Origin of the sequence: Pseudomonas sp. PA15(2017) (genome assembly GCF_001945395.1) — a bacterium.
Lineage (GTDB): Bacteria > Pseudomonadota > Gammaproteobacteria > Pseudomonadales > Pseudomonadaceae > Aquipseudomonas.
Genome location: NZ_MSXV01000055.1, coordinates 146,545 through 164,253, shown reverse-complemented (window position 1 = coordinate 164,253; position 17,709 = coordinate 146,545). Strand labels below are relative to the sequence as shown.

15 protein-coding genes, 2 tRNA genes and 1 pseudogene are annotated in these 17,709 nt (G+C 62.5%); 16 read left to right on the top strand and 2 right to left on the bottom strand.

What is annotated here, in order from left to right:
• Window positions 1-57: 57 nt before the first annotated feature.
• The 9 genes and pseudogenes from miaA (at window position 58) to BVH03_RS27310 (ending at window position 10,082) form a co-directional block, all read left to right on the top strand.
• On the top strand, window positions 58-1,014 hold the full coding sequence (miaA, locus tag BVH03_RS20480; RefSeq protein WP_075962890.1) for a tRNA (adenosine(37)-N6)-dimethylallyltransferase MiaA: 957 nt from the start codon (window positions 58-60) through the stop codon (window positions 1,012-1,014).
• A gap of 111 nt (window positions 1,015-1,125) precedes the next feature.
• Complete coding sequence (hfq, locus tag BVH03_RS20475) at window positions 1,126-1,386, top strand: RNA chaperone Hfq (RefSeq protein WP_013793183.1); 261 nt, start codon at window positions 1,126-1,128, stop codon at window positions 1,384-1,386.
• 14 nt (window positions 1,387-1,400) lie between these two features.
• Window positions 1,401-2,702, top strand: coding sequence for a ribosome rescue GTPase HflX (gene hflX, locus BVH03_RS20470; protein WP_075962889.1), 1,302 nt, complete (start codon window positions 1,401-1,403; stop codon window positions 2,700-2,702).
• A gap of 97 nt (window positions 2,703-2,799) precedes the next feature.
• On the top strand, window positions 2,800-3,996 hold the full coding sequence (gene hflK, locus BVH03_RS20465; RefSeq protein WP_075962888.1) for an FtsH protease activity modulator HflK: 1,197 nt from the start codon (window positions 2,800-2,802) through the stop codon (window positions 3,994-3,996).
• The gene (gene hflC / locus BVH03_RS20460; protein WP_075962887.1) at window positions 3,996-4,865 is read left to right on the top strand and encodes a protease modulator HflC; all 870 of its coding nucleotides are present in this window, start codon (window positions 3,996-3,998) and stop codon (window positions 4,863-4,865) included. The genes hflK and hflC overlap by 1 nt, the downstream gene beginning before the upstream one ends.
• Before the next feature lie 347 nt (window positions 4,866-5,212).
• Window positions 5,213-6,397 (top strand): ATP phosphoribosyltransferase regulatory subunit, encoded by a 1,185-nt coding sequence (locus tag BVH03_RS20455; protein WP_075962886.1) that lies wholly within the window; start codon window positions 5,213-5,215, stop codon window positions 6,395-6,397.
• Window positions 6,398-6,476: 79 nt separating this feature from the next.
• Window positions 6,477-7,769: an adenylosuccinate synthase gene (locus BVH03_RS20450; RefSeq protein WP_075962885.1), complete on the top strand. Its 1,293-nt coding sequence runs from the start codon at window positions 6,477-6,479 to the stop codon at window positions 7,767-7,769.
• A 750-nt stretch (window positions 7,770-8,519) separates the two neighbouring features.
• A pseudogene (locus BVH03_RS27315) lies at window positions 8,520-9,224 on the top strand (HAMP domain-containing protein); the annotation flags it as partial.
• Window positions 9,198-10,082, top strand: a complete 885-nt coding sequence (locus tag BVH03_RS27310; protein ID WP_371915380.1) for a methyl-accepting chemotaxis protein — start codon at window positions 9,198-9,200, stop codon at window positions 10,080-10,082. The pseudogene BVH03_RS27315 and the gene BVH03_RS27310, both read left to right, overlap by 27 nt.
• 95 nt (window positions 10,083-10,177) lie before the next feature.
• On the opposite strand, the gene BVH03_RS20440 is transcribed toward BVH03_RS27310, so the two are convergent.
• Together BVH03_RS20440 and BVH03_RS20435 are read right to left on the bottom strand one after the other, a co-directional pair.
• Window positions 10,178-10,264: transfer RNA gene (locus tag BVH03_RS20440), tRNA-Leu, on the bottom strand.
• Between the two features lie 83 nt (window positions 10,265-10,347).
• Window positions 10,348-10,434: transfer RNA gene (locus tag BVH03_RS20435), tRNA-Leu, on the bottom strand.
• Between the two features lie 202 nt (window positions 10,435-10,636).
• On the opposite strand from BVH03_RS20435, the gene rnr reads away from it, so the two are divergent.
• The 7 genes from rnr (at window position 10,637) to dnaB (ending at window position 17,709) form a co-directional block, all read left to right on the top strand.
• Window positions 10,637-13,129, top strand: a complete 2,493-nt coding sequence (gene rnr, locus BVH03_RS20430; protein WP_075962883.1) for a ribonuclease R — start codon at window positions 10,637-10,639, stop codon at window positions 13,127-13,129.
• Window positions 13,126-13,893: a 23S rRNA (guanosine(2251)-2'-O)-methyltransferase RlmB gene (gene rlmB, locus BVH03_RS20425; protein ID WP_075962882.1), complete on the top strand. Its 768-nt coding sequence runs from the start codon at window positions 13,126-13,128 to the stop codon at window positions 13,891-13,893. Before rnr ends, rlmB begins: the two co-directional genes overlap by 4 nt.
• A gap of 220 nt (window positions 13,894-14,113) precedes the next feature.
• The gene (gene rpsF, locus BVH03_RS20420; protein WP_042553836.1) at window positions 14,114-14,536 is read left to right on the top strand and encodes a 30S ribosomal protein S6; all 423 of its coding nucleotides are present in this window, start codon (window positions 14,114-14,116) and stop codon (window positions 14,534-14,536) included.
• A gap of 28 nt (window positions 14,537-14,564) precedes the next feature.
• A complete protein-coding gene (gene rpsR, locus BVH03_RS20415; RefSeq protein WP_003246847.1) occupies window positions 14,565-14,795 on the top strand; it encodes a 30S ribosomal protein S18 in 231 nt (76 codons plus the stop codon).
• A gap of 36 nt (window positions 14,796-14,831) precedes the next feature.
• Window positions 14,832-15,725 (top strand): hypothetical protein, encoded by an 894-nt coding sequence (locus tag BVH03_RS20410; protein ID WP_075962881.1) that lies wholly within the window; start codon window positions 14,832-14,834, stop codon window positions 15,723-15,725.
• Between the two features lie 21 nt (window positions 15,726-15,746).
• On the top strand, window positions 15,747-16,193 hold the full coding sequence (rplI, locus tag BVH03_RS20405) for a 50S ribosomal protein L9 (protein WP_075962880.1): 447 nt from the start codon (window positions 15,747-15,749) through the stop codon (window positions 16,191-16,193).
• Window positions 16,194-16,314: 121 nt separating this feature from the next.
• Window positions 16,315-17,709: a replicative DNA helicase gene (gene dnaB / locus BVH03_RS20400; protein ID WP_075962879.1), complete on the top strand. Its 1,395-nt coding sequence runs from the start codon at window positions 16,315-16,317 to the stop codon at window positions 17,707-17,709.

Sequence of the window (17,709 nt, the reverse complement as noted above, 5' to 3'; positions counted from 1 at the left end):
CTTGCAGCATGCGGCCCTTGTCCGGAAAATGGGCCGCCGTTCATTCGAGTCGTGCCGATGTCCTCCTTTCCTCCCGCCATCTTTCTGATGGGCCCGACCGCGTCCGGCAAGACCGACCTGGCCCTGGCCCTGGCACGTGTGCTGCCCTGCGAGTTGATCAGCGTGGATTCGGCGCTGGTCTATCGCGGCATGGACATCGGCACGGCCAAGCCGGACCGCGCCACCCTCGAAGCCTTTCCCCATCACCTGGTGGATATTCGCGACCCAGCCGAAGCCTACTCGGCGGCCGATTTCCGCCGTGATGCCCTGACGGCCATGGCGGATATCACCGCGCGCGGGCGTATTCCGCTACTGGTGGGCGGCACCATGCTGTATTACAAGGCGCTGCTCGAGGGGCTGGCCGATATGCCCGGCGCCGATGCCGAGGTACGCGCCGAGCTCGAAGCGCGCGCCGAGCGCGACGGCCTGGCGGCGCTGCACGCCGAACTGCAGGCGGTGGATCCGCAGTCGGCTGCGCGCATCCACCCGAATGATCCCCAGCGTCTGGTTCGGGCCCTGGAGGTGTTTCGGGTCAGTGGCGTGACCATGACGCAATTGCGTGTGCAGCAGAGCGAAACGGCCTCTCAGGACGGCAGCTTGCCCTATACTGTCGTGCAATTGGCGATAGCGCCGGCGCAGCGGCAGGTTCTCCACGAGCGAATTGCCAAACGTTTTGATCTGATGCTGGAACAGGGCTTCGTCGCCGAGGTCGAACGCCTGCATCGGCGAGGTGACTTGCATGGCGAAATGCCGTCTATTAGGGCGGTGGGGTACCGGCAAGTGTGGGATCATCTGGAGGGGCGACTCAACGCTGCGCAGATGCGCGAGCGCGGCATCATCGCCACTCGCCAGTTGGCCAAGCGGCAATTCACCTGGCTGCGCAGTTGGGAAAATGTGCACTGGCTCGATAGTCTCGATTGCGACAATCTGCCACGTGCCTTGAAATACATGGCGACGGTCTCCATATTGAGCTGAGACCTTGCCGCGGGCCGTCTATCCTAGGGGAAAGGCGTGCCAAAGCCGTTCACAGGCTTAGCAAATCGTTCAAAAACTATTCAATTATCGATTCATTTAGGAGTGCGGCACATGTCAAAAGGGCATTCGCTACAAGACCCTTACCTCAATACCCTGCGTAAGGAGCGCGTCCCGGTTTCCATCTACCTGGTCAACGGCATCAAGTTGCAGGGCCAGATCGAATCCTTCGACCAGTTCGTCATCCTGCTGAAGAACACCGTCAGCCAGATGGTCTACAAGCACGCGATCTCCACTGTAGTGCCGAGCCGTCCGGTTCGCCTGCCAAGCGCGTCCGAGTCCGATCAGGCTGAATCCGAGCCCGGCAACGTCTAAACCAGGGGGTCGCATTGTTCTTCGAGCGCCATGAAGGAGGTGAACGGGCCATCCTGGTTCATCTGGATAGCCAGAACACCGAGGCGAGCGAGGATCCCCAGGAGTTTCAGGAGCTGGCACTTTCCGCCGGTGCCGATACCGTGGCGTTTTTCAGTGTGCCCAATAGCCGGCCCACGGCGAAATTCCTCATCGGCAGCGGCAAGGTGGAAGAGCTGCGTGACCAGGTCAAGGCTCACGAGGCCGACCTGGTCATTTTCAATCACGTCCTCACGCCCAGTCAGGAGCGTAACCTCGAGCGCATGTTCGAGTGTCGCGTCCTGGATCGTACCGGGCTGATTCTCGATATCTTCGCCCAGCGCGCCCGTACTCACGAAGGCAAGTTGCAGGTCGAGCTGGCTCAGCTCGATCACATGAGCACGCGCCTGGTGCGTGGCTGGACTCACCTCGAACGGCAGAAAGGCGGTATCGGTCTGCGCGGGCCGGGTGAAACCCAGCTGGAAACCGATCGCCGCCTGTTGCGCGTGCGCATTCGCCAGATCAAGCAGAAGCTGGAAAAGGTGCGTAGCCAGCGTGAGCAGGCGCGCCGTGGTCGAAAGCGTGCGGATATCCCGTCCGTGTCGCTGGTCGGCTACACCAACGCCGGCAAATCCACGTTGTTCAATGCCCTGACCGAATCCGAGGTCTATGCGGCGGATCAACTGTTCGCCACCCTCGATCCGACCTTGCGCCGTCTGCAGCTGGACGACCTGGGGCCGGTGGTATTGGCCGACACCGTGGGGTTCATCCGTCACCTGCCGCACAAGCTGGTCGAGGCGTTTCGTGCCACCCTCGAGGAATCGAGCAATTCTGACCTGCTGCTGCACGTGATCGACTCCCACGAGCCGGAGCGTGACGCACAGATCGAACAGGTGCTCGAGGTGCTTGGCGAAATCGGCGCTCAGGATCTGCCGGTGCTCGAGGTCTACAACAAGCTCGACCTGCTCGAAGGCGTAGAACCGCAGATTCAGCGCAATGCCGATGGACGCCCCGAGCGAGTCTGGTTGTCGGCGCGCGATGGTCGTGGCTTGCCCCTGCTCAAACAGGCGGTTGCCGAGCTGCTCGGTGACGACCTGTTCGTCGCCACGCTGCAGTTGCCGCAGCGCCTGGCGCGCTTGCGGGCGCAATTCTTTGAACTGGGTGCCGTATTGCAGGAGTCCTACACGGAGGACGGCAGCAGCCTGTTGCAGGTGCGCATTCCGCGGGTCGAGCTCAACCGTCTGGTAAGCCGCGAAGGCCTGCAGCCACTCGAGTTCATCGAGCAACACACTTTGCAATAAAGCCCGCAACGGTGATTTTGCCGCTGGAAGCAGGCATTCTGTAGCATTGGTGGGCGCGCCGTTGGCGCGTCTTTGCTTTATCAGTATGGAGAGCGCTATGGCTTGGAATGAGCCGGGTGGCAACTCGAATAATCAGGATCCCTGGGGTGGCGGCGGCCGTCGTGGTAACGGCGGCGGTGGCGGCGGCGACCGCAAGGGACCACCGGATCTTGACGAAGCCTTCCGCAAGCTGCAGGACAACCTCAATGGGTTGTTCGGTGGCAAGAAACGCGGCAGTGATGGTAGCGGCTCCAATAGCGGCAAGGGCGGCGGTTTCGGCCTGCTGTTCGTTGCGCTGGCCGTGGTCGGCGCCTTTTGGCTCTACAACGCCATTTACGTGGTGGACGAGCAGGAGCAGGCCGTCGTGCTGCGTTTCGGCAAGTACCACGAGACGGTCGGGCCGGGCCTGAACATCTACTTCCCGCCGATCGATCGCAAGTTTCAGGAAAACGTCACCCGCGAGCGTGCTTACAGCAAGCAGGGACAGATGTTGACCGAAGACGAGAACATCATCGAAGTACCACTGACCGTTCAGTACAAGATCAGCAACCTGCAGGACTTCGTACTCAACGTCGACATGCCTGAAACCAGCCTGCAGCATGCCACCGATAGCGCTGTGCGCCACGTGGTGGGCTCCACCGAGATGGACCAGGTGCTGACCGAAGGTCGTGAGCAGATGGCTGGCGATGTGCGTGAGCGTCTGCAGCGTTTCCTCGACACCTATCGCACCGGTATCACCGTGACCCAGGTGAACCTGCAGAGCGCTGCGGCGCCGCGTGAAGTGCAGGAAGCGTTCGATGACGTGATTCGTGCCCGTGAAGACGAGCAGCGTGAGAAGAACCAGGCGGAAACCTACGCCAACGGCGTGGTACCGGAAGCTCGTGGTCAGGCCCAGCGCCTGATCGAGGATGCCAGCGGTTACCGCGACGAGGTGATCTCGCGCGCCCAGGGTGAGGCGGATCGTTTCACCGCGCTGGTGGCCGAGTACCGCAAGGCTCCGGAAGTCACTCGTGAGCGTCTGTATCTGGACACCATGCAGCAGATGATGAGCAACACCAGCAAGGTGCTGGTCACCGGCGACAAGGGGCAGAACAACCTGCTCTATCTGCCGCTGGACAAGATGATCGATAGCCGTGGCGGCAGCAGCAACACGTCTTCGGGCATTGGCGCTGCCGGTGCCGGCGCGGCCGATCTCGGCGCACGCGTTGGTAACAACGTCGGGCAGTCCGATGTGCGTACAAGGGAGAGCCGTTGATGAGCAATAAATCACTGGTGACCCTGATCGCGGGCGTCGTGCTGGCCCTGGTGGTCTGGAGCAGCTTCTACATCGTGGCGCAGACCGAACGGGCGGTATTGCTGCAGTTCGGTCGTATTGTCGAGGCGGACGTGCAGCCGGGTCTTCATATGAAGATTCCTTACGTCAACCAGGTGCGCAAGTTCGATGCTCGCCTGCTGACGCTGGATACCGTCAACTCGCGCTTCCTGACCCTCGAGAAGAAAGCGCTGATGGTCGACGCCTACGCCAAGTGGCGTGTGCTGGATGCCGAGCGTTACTACACCGCGACTTCGGGCGTGAAGCAGATCGCCGACGAGCGTCTGTCGCGTCGTCTCGAAGCATCGCTGCGTGACCAGTTCGGTAAGCGCACCCTGCACGAGTCGGTGTCCGGCGAGCGCGATGCGCTGATGGCTGACGTGACGGCTTCGCTCAACCGTGCGGCGCAGCGTGAGCTGGGTATCGAGGTGGTGGACGTTCGCGTCAAGGCCATCGACCTGCCCAAGGAGGTCAACCGCAGCGTTTTCGACCGCATGAGTTCGGAGCGTGAGCGCGAGGCCCGTGAGCACCGTGCCAAAGGTAAGGAGCTTGCAGAAGGTATTCGTGCCGACGCCGATCGTCAGCAGCGCGTGATTCTCGCCGAGGCTTATCGCCAGGCCGAGGAACTGCGTGGTGAGGGTGACGCCCAGGCCGCTGCCATCTACTCCAAGGCTTATGGTCAGGACCAGGAGTTCTACTCGTTCTATCGCAGCCTGAACGCTTATCGCGAGAGCTTCGCCGACAAGCGTGACGTGCTGGTGCTGGATCCGAGCAGCGATTTTTTCCGCTACCTGGAAAAGTCCAAGCCATAACTGCGGCCCTGAGCCGCAGGCCAAACGCTACAAGCCGATGCCGTGTGCTCGCTTGTCGCGTGAAGCTTGCGGCTTGAGGCTTTCGACGTGGTATGATGCGGCAGCCGGGAAAATCCCGGCTTTTTTACGCCTGTGGGAATCATGCGGCACGAACTGAGCGTTACGTTCTGTCTTCCAAGGTCCCTGACCTTGCCCCTTTCCGCGCCGCTGGCGTGGGGGCTTCGTGCAATCAAATCTCTGATCGTCTCGATGCCCGTTCCTGGAGTCGACCGGCCTGTTGCCGCGCTCGGCTTTCCATCCGCTTCACTGAAGGCTTGTGCCGCCCGAATCAAGAGGGAAATGGCGAAATGGCAACGGTAGACCGCTGGCTGCTGCCAGATGGGATCGAAGAAGTATTGCCCCCGGAAGCGGCGCGCATCGAAATCGCGCGCCGCCAGGTGCTGGATCTGTTCCAGCGCTGGGGTTACGAATTCGTGGTTACGCCCCACATCGAATATCTGGAGTCGCTGCTCACCGGCGCGGGCCAGGACCTGGATCTGCGTACCTTCAAGGTGACCGATCCACTGTCCGGCCGGCAGATGGGCTTTCGTGCCGACATCACCCCGCAGGTGGCGCGCATCGATGCGCATGCCTTGCGCCGTGAAGGCCCGAGCCGCCTGTGCTACGCCGGCAGCGTGCTACATGCGCAGCCACGGGCGCTCACCACGTCGCGCAGCCCGATTCAATTGGGCGCCGAGCTGTATGGTGACGCCAGCCCGGCCAGCGATGTCGAGGTGATCAGCCTGCTGGTCGATACCCTGGAGTTGGCCGAGGTGCCAGACGTGCACATGGATCTGGGCCACGTCGGTATCTACCGCGGCCTGGTACGCGCCGCCGAACTCTCCGGCGAGGCCGAGCAGCAGTTGTTCGACGCCCTGCAGCGCAAGGCCATGGACGAGATCGATGCGCTGACCGAGGCGCTGCCCGACTCGCTGCGCCGCATGCTGCGAGCCCTGGCCGAGCTGTGCGGAAGTCGCGACGTGCTGGATCTGGCTCAGGCGTGCCTGGTCGATGCGCCGGATGACGTGCATGCCGCTCTCGATGAGCTGGTGGCCATCGCCGATGCGCTGGAGCTGCGCTATCCGGAGTTGCCGTTGTATTTCGATCTGGGCGAGCTGCGTGGTTATCACTATCACACCGGCGTGGTGTTCGCCGCGTTCGTACCGTCCGTGGGGCAGGCCATTGCCCAGGGCGGCCGTTACGACGACATCGGTGCCGACTTCGGTCGTGCCCGGCCGGCTACTGGCTTCTCCACCGACCTGAAAACCCTGGTGACGCTCGGCCATATGCCGCTGGGCGAGGAGCCGGCTGGTATCTGGGCGCCGGACAGCCACGACGTTTACCTGTGGCAGACGGTTCGCCGCCTGCGTGCCGATGGCGAGCGCGTGGTACAGGCGCTGCCCGGTCAGCAGTTGGGCGAGGCGGCGCAGGCGCGCTGCGATCGCCAGTTGGTATTGCGTGACGGTCGCTGGCAGGTGCTGGCGCTGGACTGAGCGGCCCGCGAGGTCGTCTATTCTGATTTACTTTCGCCGGCCGTGACCGGCTCAAGCTTGCGCGAAGAGGACAAGTATCATGGGTAAGAATGTCGTCGTCCTGGGCACCCAGTGGGGTGATGAGGGCAAGGGCAAGATCGTCGATCTGCTGACCGAACATGCCGCCGCTGTCGTGCGTTACCAGGGCGGTCACAATGCCGGCCACACGCTGGTGATCGACGGTGAGAAAACCGTACTGCACCTGATTCCGTCGGGCGTGCTGCGCGAAGGCGTGCAGTGCCTGATCGGCAACGGCGTGGTGGTCGCTCCCGACGCCCTGCTGCGCGAGATCAACAAGCTGGAAGAGAAGGGTGTACCGGTGCGCGAGCGCCTGCGCATCAGCCCGTCCTGCCCGCTGATCCTGTCCTACCACGTGGCCCTGGACCAGGCGCGTGAGAAGGCCCGTGGCGAGCTGAAGATTGGCACCACCGGTCGTGGCATCGGCCCTGCCTACGAAGACAAGGTCGCCCGTCGCGGCCTGCGCATCGGTGACCTGTTCCACCGCGAGCGTTTCGCTGCCAAGCTTGGCGAGCTGCTGGATTACCACAACTTCCAGCTGGTGAATTACTACAAGGAGCCGGCCATCGACTTCCAGGAAACCCTGGATCAGTGCATGGAGTACGCCGAGCAGCTCAAGCCGATGATGCTCGACGTCACCGCCGAGCTGCACAACCTGCGTCGCGCCGGCAAGGACATAATGTTCGAGGGCGCCCAGGGCTCGCTGCTGGACATCGACCACGGCACCTACCCGTACGTCACCAGCTCCAACACCACTGCCGGCGGTATCGCCACCGGTTCCGGCGTCGGCCCGATGTACATCGACTACATCCTCGGTATCACCAAGGCCTACACCACGCGCGTCGGTTCCGGCCCGTTCCCCACCGAGCTGTTCGATGACGTCGGTGCCTTCCTGGCCAAGCGCGGCCACGAGTTCGGCGCCACCACCGGCCGTGCCCGCCGTTGCGGCTGGTTCGACGCGGTAATCCTGCGTCGCGCCATCGACGTCAACAGCATCTCGGGCCTGTGCCTGACCAAGCTGGACGTACTCGACGGCCTGGAAACCATCCGCATTTGCGTGGGTTACAAGAACGAGAACGGTGCGGTCATCGATGCGCCGACCGATGCCGACAGCTACATCGGCCTGGAGCCGGTGTACGAGGAGATACCGGGTTGGAGCGAGTCGACCCTGGGTGCCAAGACCCTGGACGAGCTGCCGGCCAATGCCCGCGCCTACATCTCGCGTCTGGAAGAGCTGGTCGGTGCGCCGATCGACATCATCTCCACGGGGCCGGATCGCAACGAGACCATCGTGCTGCGTCATCCATTCGCCTGAGTGCTAAGAGCCTGTTCATAAGCCCAGGTTCGTCGAGGTTGGCGGCTAAGTGGCGGGAACGGACTCTCGGCAGTCAATTGTGGGAGCGGGCCATGCCCGCGATTTTTCGCGCGTATGGCGCGCTCCCACAGTGGCTCGGCGAATCGCTGCTTCTGCCTTGTAGTTGCCGCCTACAAGACTTTGAACAGGCGCTAAGAGGCTGCCGCGGCAGCCGCAGGTCGGTAAAGGAAACGGGTCGCCCTTGGGCGGCCCGTTTTCGTTTGACGAGCCACGAGACTTGGGCGCAATCTGGCGATGTGCCGCTACTCGGCACGCGCCTTGCTTTGATTTGAGCCTACCCTGAAGTTGCCGCTCCTCTGGCGGTCGGAGGATTTGCCCGTGATCGCTGTCTTGTCGCTGTTGCGTAGTCGCCTGCTGCTGCCCGTGTTCATCGCGCTGGGTGTGGCTCTGCTCGTGCAGGTGCTGCTGGTACTGGCCCTGACCCGCAGTACCGTGGATGGCCTGGTGACCGACCTGGAGCACCAGCTGGGCAGTGATTCCCAGCGTCTGGCGGACGAGCTGGAGCAGGCCAATCAGGACGTTTCGGCGAGCCTGGGCAGTCTTTCCGTGCGCACCCGCGAGAGCCTGTCGGCGGGGCTATCGAGCCGCCTCAGTGAGGAGCGCGTACAGATCCGCGCCAGCCTCGAACGTAGCCTTCGCGACTCCGCCAATGATCTGGCGCAGTTGCTCGCCGCCGTAGCGCCGCGCGCCATGTGGGACTCCGATATCCCCGCGCTGTCGGAGTTCGCCCGTCGCGCGCAGCGTAACCCCAACGTGTTGTTCGTGATCTACGACGATGCCGAGGGTAACCATCTGACCCGTTATCTCAATCGCCAGAACGAGCAGATCAAGAACATGCTCGACAAGGGTGAGGGCGAGCGTGCGCTGGACAAGGTGATCAATGCGGCCAAGACCGACCCGACCGTGTATTTCGTCGAGGCCAGTATCAGCCCCAATGAAGTGGAAATCGGCAAGGTGCTGATGGGTGTGTCCACGGCCGCCATCGATGCCGAGCTGGCGGCTGTGGACAAGCGTTTCGAAGCCTTGCTGACCAGTGGTGGGCAGCTCGTCGCCGATAGCCTGGCTGGTGCCTCGACGGACAGCGCCAAGGCGCTCTCGCAGCGCCTGGCTTCGGCGCAGCAGGCGGCCCAGGGCATGGCCACCAATACCGGTGCGGCGGTCGACGCTGCTGCCTCGAACCTGCGTTGGCGCATTGGGCTGGGCCTCGCGGTGGTCGGTTTCGGCGTTTTGCTGGCGCTGGCCATCGTGCTGGGGCGCCGTGTGGTGGTGCGCCTGCGCACTTTGATAGCAGCACTCGATGACCTTGCTGCCGGTGAGGGCGACTTGACTCGCCGTATCGAGATCGACAGCCGCGACGAGGTCGGGGAGATGGCCTCGGCGGTCAACCGTTTTGTCGCCAAGCTGCAGCCTATCGTTCGCGAAGCGGGTGAAGTGGCGGTGCGAACCGGGCAGGAAATCAGCGCCCTGAGCGCTCGCAGTGCGGCGGCGGAGTCGGCCGCCGAGCGCCAGCGTGACGAAGTGGCGGCCAGCCTGCAGGCGCTGGCCGCCATGGCCGACGAGGCCCAGGCCGAGAGCCGGGCCATGCAGGAGGCGCTGCAACGGGTCGAGGCCATTCGCCAATCGACCCAGGAGAATGCCGCGATCGCCAATCGGGTCGGCGGCTCCATCGAAGAGCTGGTGCAGCGGGTCGACGCCGGTTCTGCGGTCATCGAGCGGCTGGCCAAGCAGAGCGAGCAGATCGAGGTGGTGCTCACGGTGATTCGCTCGATCGCCGAGCAGACCAACCTGCTGGCCCTCAACGCGGCCATCGAGGCGGCGCGGGCTGGCGAGAGCGGTCGTGGTTTCGCCGTGGTGGCGGACGAGGTGCGTGCGCTGGCCAGCAAGACCCAGCAATCGACCGGCGATATCCAGTCGCATATCGTCGCCTTGCAGCAAGGCGCGCGCGAGGCGGTCGGGGCGATCGGTCAGGCAGGCCAGCAGGCGGATCAGGGATTGGCGGCGCTTCGTGAAAGTGCGCGGATACAGCAGGCGGTGCAGCGCTCGGTCGAGGACGTGCACGGCGCCATCAATGCCGCCACTCAGGCGGCGGCTCATCAGGCCGAGGGTGCCGATGCGGTGCGCGGTCGGGTCGAGGTGATCCATGCGGAGGCCCAGCGTGCCGCCGAGGCGGTGGCGGCGACGGCCAATAGCGGTCGGGTACTCGATGGCCTGGCGGCGCAGCTCAAGGGCAGCCTGGGTCAGTTCAAGGTGTGAGGAGGGCGGCGCGGGCCTGGTGATTGCCAGGCCTGGCGGGCCACTTTTTTGCAGGCAATAAAAAACCGAGCCATTGGCTCGGTTTTTTTTGAATGTGGTGCCCAGGAGAAGACTCGAACTTCCACGATCTTGCGATCACTGATACCTGAAACCAGCGCGTCTACCAATTCCGCCACCTGGGCACTGCAGTAATGTTCGTCGTTGCCGACACGGATCATTACGTCCGTTATTTGCAAAGCAGGTTATCAAGCTGCTTCACGAAATTTGGTGCCCAGGAGAAGACTCGAACTTCCACGACCTTGCGGTCACTGATACCTGAAACCAGCGCGTCTACCAATTCCGCCACCTGGGCACTGAAACTGATGATTGCTCATCTGTTCCGTGTTACAACGTCTGCTCGACGCTGTGGGCGCGAACTATACGGTCGTGCTTTTACCTTGTAAACCCCTGACGCCGAAAAATTATTCTCGGCGAAAGCTGACCCGGAGGGCGCTTTCGCGCTTCAATACACACATGGCAAAAACCGACTCTATAGATAAGGTGAACAGTTTCTAATGGCCGATTGGCAATCCCTCGATCCAGAGGCCGCTCGAGAAGCGGAAAAGTACGACAACCCCATTCCCAGCCGCGAGCTGATTCTTCAGCAGCTGGCTGATCGCGGCTCGCCCGCCAGTCGTGAAGAGCTGGTCGACGAATTTGGGCTGACCACCGACGAGCAGATCGAAGCCCTGCGCCGCCGCCTGCGCGCCATGGAGCGCGACGGCCAACTGATTTATACCCGCCGCGGCACCTATGCTCCGGTGGACAAGCTGGATCTGATCCTCGGTCGCGTCAGTGGCCACCGCGACGGCTTCGGTTTCCTGGTGCCCGATGACGGCAGCGACGACCTGTTCCTCAGCCCGGCGCAGATGCGTCTGGTGTTCGATGGTGACCGCGCGCTGGCGCGGGTTTCCGGCTTTGATCGTCGTGGTCGTCGCGAAGGCGCCATCGTCGAAGTGATCTCCCGTGGTCATGAGACCATCGTCGGCCGTTATTACGAAGAGAGCGGCATCGGCTTCGTGATCCCCGACAATCCGAAGATCCAGCAGGAAGTGCTGGTCACCGCTGGCCGTAACGGTGGCGCCAAGCAGGGTCAGTTCGTCGAAGTGACGATCACCCACTGGCCGACGCCACGCTTCCAGCCCCAGGGCGACGTGACCGAAGTGGTCGGCAACTACATGGCGCCGGGCATGGAAATCGATGTGGCGTTGCGCAGTTACGACATTCCCCACGTCTGGCCCGAGGCGGTGCTCAAGGAAGCCCGTAAGCTCAAGCCGGAAGTGGAAGAAAAGGACAAGGAAAACCGCGTCGACATGCGGCACATCCCCTTCGTCACCATCGATGGCGAGGACGCCCGCGACTTCGACGACGCGGTGTATTGCGAGAAGAATGGCGGCAACTGGCGCCTGTTCTCCGGCGGCTGGAAGCTTTACGTAGCCATCGCCGACGTTTCCCACTACGTGAAGGTTGGCTCGGCGCTGGATGCCGAAGCCCAGGTGCGCGGCAACTCGGTGTATTTCCCGGAGCGGGTCATTCCCATGCTGCCGGAAGAATTGTCCAACGGCCTGTGCTCGCTGAACCCCAAGGTCGATCGCCTGGCCATGGTCTGCGAGATCTCGATCTCCAAGACCGGCAAGATGACCGACTACAAGTTCTACGAGGCGGTGATCCACTCCCATGCGCGGCTGACCTACAACAAGGTCAGTGCCATGCTCGAACAGCCCAAGAGCAGCGAAGGCAAGGCCCTGCGCAGCGAGTACAAGGACGTGCTGCCGCACCTCAAGCAACTGTATTCGCTCTATCAGGTGCTGCTCACCGCGCGCCACGAGCGCGGCGCGATCGACTTCGAAACCCAGGAAACGCGCATCATCTTCGGCTCGGGTCGCAAGATCGCCGAGATTCGCCCGACTCAGCGCAACGATGCCCACAAGCTGATCGAGGAATGCATGCTGGCTGCCAACGTGGCCACCGCCGCGTTCATGCAGAAACACGGCATTCCGGCCCTGTACCGCGTGCACGATGGTCCGCCACCGGAGCGCCTGGAAAAGCTCAAGGCGTTTCTCGGCGAGTTGGGTCTTTCTTTGCACCGTGGCAAGTCCAAGGACGGTCCGTCGCCCAAGGACTACCAGGCGCTGTTGGAAAGCATCCGCGGTCGCGAGGATTACCACCTGATCCAGACGGTGATGCTGCGCTCGCTCAGCCAGGCAGTGTACAGCGCCGACAATCAGGGGCACTTCGGCCTCAATTACGACGCCTATGCGCACTTCACCTCGCCGATTCGCCGCTACCCAGATCTGCTGATCCATCGCGCGATTCGTAGTGTGATCCGCTCCAAGCAGGACACGCCGCACGTCGAGCGTGCCGGCGCCGTGAGCATGCCCAAGGCGCGCATCTATCCGTACGACGAGCCGATGCTCGAGCAGCTCGGCGAGCAGTGCTCGATGTCCGAGCGGCGTGCCGACGAGGCCACCCGTGACGTGGTCAACTGGCTCAAGTGCGAGTTCATGAAGGATCGCGTCGGTGAAACCTTCCCGGGCGTGATTACCGCCGTGACCGGTTTCGGCCTGTTCGTCGAACTCAAGGATATCTACGTCGAAGGCCTGGTACACGTCACTGCGCTGCCGGCGGATTACTACCACTTCGACCCCGTGCATCACCGCCTGGCCGGTGAGCGCAGCGGCCGCAACTATCGCCTGGGCGACAGCGTGTCGGTGAAGGTCATGCGTGTCGACCTGGACGAGCGCAAGATCGATTTCGAAATGGCTCAAGGCGTCGAGCAGGCGTCTGCTGCCCGCAAGCGTCGCGAAACCGGTAGCGACAGCCGCGGTGGTCGGGGCTCGCGCAATGCGCCGGCTGGCAACGCCGACGTGCAGAAAAGCCGTGACGTGAAGAAGGCACTGCTCGCCGAGTCCAAGACTTCCGGCAAGAGCGGCGGCAAGACGGCGGACAAGGGCGGCAAGCCGAGCCGCCATCGCAAGGGCCCGTCGAAAGGCAAGACCAAGTCATGAGTCAGCTGGAAAAGATCTACGGCGTACACGCCGTCGAGGCGTTGCTGCGTCATCATCCCAAGCGCGTCAAGCAGATCTGGCTGGCCGATGGTCGTAGTGACCCGCGCATGCAGCCGCTGCTCGAGTTGGCCGGCCAGGCGCGAGTCGCCGTCGGCCAGTGCGAACGTCGCGAGATGGACGCCTGGGTCGAAGGCGTGCATCAGGGTGTGGTCGCCGAGGTCAGCCCGAGCCAGGTGTGGGGCGAGGCGATGCTCGAAGAGTTGCTCGACCGTTGCGAGGGCCCGCCGCTGCTGCTGGTACTCGACGGCGTGACCGATCCGCACAACCTCGGCGCCTGCCTGCGCACCGCCGATGCGGCGGGCGCGCTGGCGGTGATCGTGCCAAAGGACAAGTCAGCCACGCTCACGCCGGTGGTGCGCAAGGTCGCCTGCGGTGCTGCCGAGGTGATTCCGCTGGTGGCGGTGACCAACCTGGCGCGCAGCCTGGAAAAACTCCAGCAGCGCGGCTTGTGGGTCGTCGGTACGGCTGGTGAGGCCGAGCAGGAGCTGTTCCAGCAGGACATGACCGGCCCGACGGTGCTGATCATGGGTGCCGAGGGCAAAGGCATGCGCCGCCTGACCCGCGAACATTGCGATTACCTGGTCAAGCTGCCGATGGCCGGTAGTGTCAGCAGCCTCAACGTGTCGGTTGCCACCGGCATCTGCCTGTTCGAGGCGCTGCGCCAGAGAAGCGGCGGCAAGCCACAGGCTGCAGGTCGCAGGTAAAACGATTTTTCGTGCTGGCACCGGGGATGCTTGGCCTGAGGTCGTCGTTGTTCAAAAAATCGCCAAATCGCCTTGCGTGCGCCTGGGGGCTTCTCTAGAATGTCGCCCCTTGCCGTCATGGCAGGCGCTTGCGCGCCTCTCCGTTTCAGCAAGTCAACAGTGTCATTCACTCCTTGCCTGACCGCATTTCGCGGCAGGCTACAACCCGTAAGGAGCATTCATGCGTCATTACGAAATCATCTTTCTGGTTCACCCGGACCAGAGCGAGCAAGTCGGCGGCATGGTTGAGCGTTACACCAAGCTGATCGAAGAAGACGGCGGCAAAATCCACCGTCTGGAAGATTGGGGCCGTCGTCAACTGGCCTACGCCATCAACAACGTTCACAAGGCTCACTACGTGATGCTGAACGTTGAGTGCAGCGGCAAGGCCCTGGCCGAGCTGGAAGACAACTTCCGCTACAACGATGCCGTGATCCGTAACCTGGTCATCCGTCGCGAAGAGGCCGTTACCGGCCAATCCGAGATGCTCAAGGCCGAAGAAAACCGCAGTGAGCGCCGTGAGCGTCGTGAACGTCCTGAAAACGCCGAGTCCAACGACGGCGATGACAGCGACAACAACGACAGCGACAACGCTGACGAGTAATCACCGGATCTATTGAGGAGCCAATCCCATGGCACGTTTCTTCCGTCGTCGTAAATTCTGCCGTTTCACCGCTGAAGACGTGAAAGAGATCGATTTCAAAGATCTCAACACGCTGAAAGCCTACATCTCGGAAACCGGCAAAATCGTTCCTAGCCGTATTACCGGTACCAAGGCTCGTTATCAGCGTCAGCTGGCTACCGCTATCAAGCGCGCCCGCTTCCTGGCCCTGCTGCCCTACACCGACAGCCACGGCCGTTAAGATCTGACGTTCGACAAGTAGTAAGGGATATATCGCATGCGCGCCTTGGCAGAATTCATCATGCGCGGCCGTATGCAGGCCACCCTCGTGGTGGTCGGTTCTGCAGCTTTGCCGCTGCTGTTCTGGTTGAGTGCCGCCGCGGGAAGCCTAGTGCTTCTGCGGCGTGGCCTGAGTGATGCCATCGGCATCCTTGCCTGGGCGTTGCTGCCGGCCATTGGCTGGTGGTACTTCGGCGAACCGCGCACCTTGCTGGTGTTGCTGGGCGCGCTAGGGCTGGCGTGTGTATTGCGCGCCAATCCGTCCTGGAGGCGGGTGCTGTTGTTCAGCATCGCGCTGGGCCTGGTGTATGGACTGGTTTTGGGGGCGACGTTTCGCGAGCCCATCGAAGCCATGGCGCAGGAGCTGAGCAAGCTGCTGCCGCAGATGTTCGATGGGGTTCACCAACAGATGTCGGTGGACGATCAGACCCTTCTGCAGAGTCTCATTGCACCGATCCTGACCGGATTGCTGGCAGCGTTGCTGCAGGTGGTCAGCCTGCTGAGCCTGATGCTTGGGCGGTTCTGGCAAGCGTCGTTGTACAACCCTGGAGGTTTCGGCGCGGAGTTCCGTGAGCTGAGATTTCCGCCGATGCTGGCGATGTTACTGCTGGTCGGCATGCTGCTCGGGCCCAGTCTGGGTGTCGAGATGGCCATGCTGACACCGTTGTGCAGTGTTCCGCTGGCGTTCGCGGGCATCGCCCTGTTGCACGGGCTGGTGGCCAAGGGCCGACTGTCGAAGTTCTGGCTGGTCGGTATGTACATCACGCTGCTGCTGTTCATGCAGCTGACCTTTCCCTTGCTGGTGGTGTTAGCCATCGTCGACAGTCTGTTTGATTTTCGTGGTCGTCTGGCGGACAAGCCCGGTTCGGGTTCCGCCAACGGTGAAGGTTAAAAGTTAAGAGGTAACACCCAAATGGAAGTCATCCTGCTGGAAAAAATCGCCAACCTGGGCAACCTGGGCGACAAAGTGAACGTTAAAGCCGGTTACGGCCGTAACTTCCTGCTGCCGCAAGGCAAAGCTACCGCTGCCACCGAAGCCAACGTCGCTGCTTTCGAAGCACGTCGCGCCGAGCTGGAAAAAGCCGCTGCCGAGAAGAAGGCGTCCGCCGAATCTCGCGCTGCTCAGCTGGCTGAGCTGGAAGTCACCATCACCGCTACCGCTGGTGATGAAGGCAAGCTGTTCGGTTCCATCGGCACCCACGACATCGCTGACGCCCTGACCGCCTCCGGCGTTGAAGTGGCCAAGGCCGAAGTTCGTCTGCCGAACGGCACCATTCGCCAGGTTGGCGAATACGACGTAGCCGTGCACCTGCACAGCGATGTCGAAGCAACCGTCAAGGTTGTCGTAGTCGCTGCCTAAGTCACAGCGAACTGCTTAGCGGGTTTGCACTCAGGTGCCTACCCGCTAACATCGGGCACGGTATTGCGAAAGCGGTACCGTGCCCTTTGTTTTTCACCGCAAGCATTCTCTCCAGGCGCCCATGAACGACATCAGCATCCCCGAACAGTACGACCTGCAAACCGCAGCCCTGAAGGTGCCTCCGCACTCGATCGAGGCCGAGCAGGCGGTGCTCGGTGGTTTGATGCTCGACAACAACGCCTGGGAGCGCGTGCTGGATCAGGTGTCCGATGGCGACTTCTATCGCCATGACCATCGCCTGGTCTTTCGCGCCATCTTCAAGCTCGCCGAGCGCAACCAGCCGTTCGACGTGGTTACCCTGTCCGAGCAGCTCGACAAGGAAGGGCAGTTGTCGCAGGTCGGCGGCCTGGCGTACCTGGGCGAGCTGGCCAAGAACACGCCGTCGGTGGCCAACATCAAGGCCTATGCCAGCATCATTCGCGAGCGGGCCACGCTGCGTAAGTTGATCGGTATCAGCAACGATATCGCCGACAGTGCTTACGCACCCGAAGGCCGTACCGGCGAAGAGATCCTCGATGAGGCCGAGCGGCTGATCTTCCAGATCGCCGAGGCGCGGCCGAAGACCGGTGGCCCGGTGGGCATCAATGACATCCTGGTCAAGGCCATCGATCGCATCGACGAGCTGTTCAACAACGGCGACGCGATCACCGGCCTGTCCACCGGCTTTTCCGATCTGGACAACCTGACCAGCGGCCTGCAGCCGGCCGACATGATCATCGTCGCCGGTCGTCCATCGATGGGTAAGACCACCTTCGCCATGAACCTGGTGGAAAACGCGCTGATGCGCAGCGACAAGTCGATCCTGGTGTATTCCCTGGAGATGCCTTCCGAATCCATCGTGATTCGTATGCTGGCGTCCCTCGGTCGCATCGACCAGACCAAGGTGCGTGCCGGCCGCCTGGACGATGACGACTGGCCGCGGCTGACTTCGGCGGTCAACCTGCTCAATGACCGCAAACTGTTCATCGACGACACCGCCGGTATCTCGCCCAGCGAGATGCGCGCACGCACCCGGCGCCTTGCCCGCGAGCACGGCGAGATCGGCCTGATCATGGTCGACTACCTGCAGCTGATGCAGATTCCCGGCTCCAGCGGTGATAGCCGGGTCAACGAGATTTCCGAGATCTCGCGCTCGCTCAAGGCGCTGGCCAAGGAATTCAACTGCCCGGTCATTGCCCTCTCGCAGCTCAACCGGGGCCTGGAACAGCGGCCCAACAAGCGCCCGATCAACTCCGACTTACGTGAATCCGGGGCGATCGAGCAGGACGCCGACATCATCCTTTTCGTATACCGGGACGAGGTCTACCACCCGGAGACCGAGTACAAGGGCGTCGCCGAAATCATCATCGGCAAGCAGCGTAACGGCCCCCTGGGGACCGCGCGCCTGGCCTTCCTCGGCAAGTACTCGCGCTTCGAGAACCTGGCGCCCGGCAGCTACCAGTTCGACGACGAGTGA

What these genes read in the sequence shown, in the direction of transcription:
- rnr (WP_075962883.1), top strand. Translation starts at nt 10,637, where the DNA reads ATGGCCGATTGGCAATCCCTCGATCCAGAGGCCGCTCGAGAAGCGGAA.
- hflC (WP_075962887.1), top strand. Translation starts at nt 3,996, where the DNA reads ATGAGCAATAAATCACTGGTGACCCTGATCGCGGGCGTCGTGCTGGCC.
- BVH03_RS20455 (WP_075962886.1), top strand. Translation starts at nt 5,213, where the DNA reads ATGGCAACGGTAGACCGCTGGCTGCTGCCAGATGGGATCGAAGAAGTA.
- miaA (WP_075962890.1), top strand. Translation starts at nt 58, where the DNA reads ATGTCCTCCTTTCCTCCCGCCATCTTTCTGATGGGCCCGACCGCGTCC.
- hflK (WP_075962888.1), top strand. Translation starts at nt 2,800, where the DNA reads ATGGCTTGGAATGAGCCGGGTGGCAACTCGAATAATCAGGATCCCTGG.
- rplI (WP_075962880.1), top strand. Translation starts at nt 15,747, where the DNA reads ATGGAAGTCATCCTGCTGGAAAAAATCGCCAACCTGGGCAACCTGGGC.
- hfq (WP_013793183.1), top strand. Translation starts at nt 1,126, where the DNA reads ATGTCAAAAGGGCATTCGCTACAAGACCCTTACCTCAATACCCTGCGT.
- rpsR (WP_003246847.1), top strand. Translation starts at nt 14,565, where the DNA reads ATGGCACGTTTCTTCCGTCGTCGTAAATTCTGCCGTTTCACCGCTGAA.
- BVH03_RS20410 (WP_075962881.1), top strand. Translation starts at nt 14,832, where the DNA reads ATGCGCGCCTTGGCAGAATTCATCATGCGCGGCCGTATGCAGGCCACC.
- BVH03_RS27310 (WP_371915380.1), top strand. Translation starts at nt 9,198, where the DNA reads ATGGCCTCGGCGGTCAACCGTTTTGTCGCCAAGCTGCAGCCTATCGTT.
- BVH03_RS20450 (WP_075962885.1), top strand. Translation starts at nt 6,477, where the DNA reads ATGGGTAAGAATGTCGTCGTCCTGGGCACCCAGTGGGGTGATGAGGGC.
- rlmB (WP_075962882.1), top strand. Translation starts at nt 13,126, where the DNA reads ATGAGTCAGCTGGAAAAGATCTACGGCGTACACGCCGTCGAGGCGTTG.
- rpsF (WP_042553836.1), top strand. Translation starts at nt 14,114, where the DNA reads ATGCGTCATTACGAAATCATCTTTCTGGTTCACCCGGACCAGAGCGAG.
- dnaB (WP_075962879.1), top strand. Translation starts at nt 16,315, where the DNA reads ATGAACGACATCAGCATCCCCGAACAGTACGACCTGCAAACCGCAGCC.